General features: G+C 68.4%; 2 protein-coding genes. Both read left to right on the top strand.

Annotation, left to right across the window (positions count from 1 at the left end; translation table 11 throughout):
* The first annotated feature begins 84 nt into the window (after positions 1 to 84).
* Entirely contained in the window at positions 85 to 531 is a 447-nt protein-coding gene (locus AB0J09_RS64425; protein WP_360714327.1) for a transposase, read from the top strand.
* Positions 528 to 1,550 (top strand): IS3 family transposase, encoded by a 1,023-nt coding sequence (locus AB0J09_RS64420; RefSeq protein ID WP_360714325.1) that lies wholly within the window; start codon positions 528 to 530, stop codon positions 1,548 to 1,550. Before AB0J09_RS64425 ends, AB0J09_RS64420 begins: the two co-directional genes overlap by 4 nt.
* Positions 1,551 to 1,578 lie beyond the last annotated feature (28 nt).

Raw genomic sequence — 1,578 nt, 5'->3', positions numbered from 1 at the left:
CCCTCTCTGTCAGACTCTCGTGAGACCTGGGGACGAAGTAGTCTTCTGTGACTCAAGCAGGGCGAGAACAGGATCTTTCAGACAGTGACCTTGACCGTGGCCGACCTTCGTGTGGATCTCATCGATGATGGTGAGGTGGGCAAGGGTGACAGACCTCGATCGGATCGGCCGAAGCGGCGCTCGTTCACGCCGGAGTACAAGCTGGCGATGGTCGAGGCCTACGACGCGGCGACCGAACCGGGCGCCAAGGGTGCGTTGCTGCGCCGCGAGGGGCTGTATCACTCCCACATCATCGAATGGCGCAAGGCCCGCGACGCGGGGGCATTGAACGCGCTGGCGGCCAAGCCGTCCGGGCCGAAGAGCCGTAAGAGCGAGGCGGACAAGGAGAACGAGCGTCTGCGGGCGCGGCTGGAGAAGGCCGAGCGGGAGCTGGCCAAGACCAAGGCCGCGCTGGACATCATGGGAAAAGCGCACGCGCTCTTGGAACTGCTCTCCGAGAGCGCGGACAGCGACACGCCGCGCAGGAAGTGATCGACGAGGCGTTCGCCGCGCTGGAGCCGGTGCTCGGCCTGACCGCGGCGTGCGCGATGTCGGGCAAGTCGCGGGCCACCGTGCACCGCCATCGCCGCCCGGCGCCGATGGTGCACGGACCGCGCCCGGCACCAGCGCCGCATCCGGCCGCGCTGAGCGAGCAGGAGCGGGCGCGGGTGCTGGCCGTGTTACGTTCGCCGCGGTTCGTCGACAAGGCCCCGGCGCAGGTGTGGGCCACGCTGCTGGACGAGGGCGTCTACCTGTGCTCGATCTCCACCATGTATCGGCTGCTGCGCTCGTGCGGCGAGGTACGGGAGCGCCGGCGGCAGGCCACGCATGCCGCCCGGGTGCGGCCCGAGCTGGTCGCGCGGGCCCCATCGCAGGTGTTCACCTGGGACATCACCAAGCTGAAGGGAGCGGTCAAGGGCGTCTACTACGACCTGTATGTGATGATCGACATCTACTCGCGCTATGTCGTGCACTGGGAGGTCCACGCCCGCGAAAGCGCGGAACTGGCCGAGCAGTTCGTCGCCGCGGCCATCCGCGCCAACGGCGGCCGAACGCCCGCGCACGTGCACGCCGACCGGGGCACCTCGATGACCTCCAAGCCGGTCGCGGCGCTGCTGGCCGACCTGAACATCGTCCAGAGCCACAGCCGGCCCCGGGTTTCCAACGACAACCCCTACTCCGAGGCGCAGTTCCGGACGCTGAAGTACTGTCCGGCCTTCCCCGAACGCTTCGGCTCGATCGCGCACGCCCGCGCGTTCTGCGCCGAGTTCTTCGCCTACTACAACCACGAGCATCGGCACTCCGGCATCGGCCTGCACACCCCGGCCTCGGTTCATCTGGGCACCGCTGGCCAGATCCGGGCCGAGCGCGCCCGGACGCTGCAGGCCGCCTACGCCGCCAACCCCGGCCGGTTCCGCCGCAAGCCCACCCCACCCAGCCTGCCCACCGCAGTCTGGATCAACGAACCCGCCAAGGAGGAACCCAGCTCCGATACAGAACAAGTCGCCTGATACGTCTCATACGGTTTGACAGCTACCG

The organism is Nonomuraea sp. NPDC049784 (assembly GCF_040659615.1).
Taxonomy (GTDB): domain Bacteria; phylum Actinomycetota; class Actinomycetes; order Streptosporangiales; family Streptosporangiaceae; genus Nonomuraea.
This window is presented reverse-complemented; position numbering and strand designations above follow the sequence as displayed.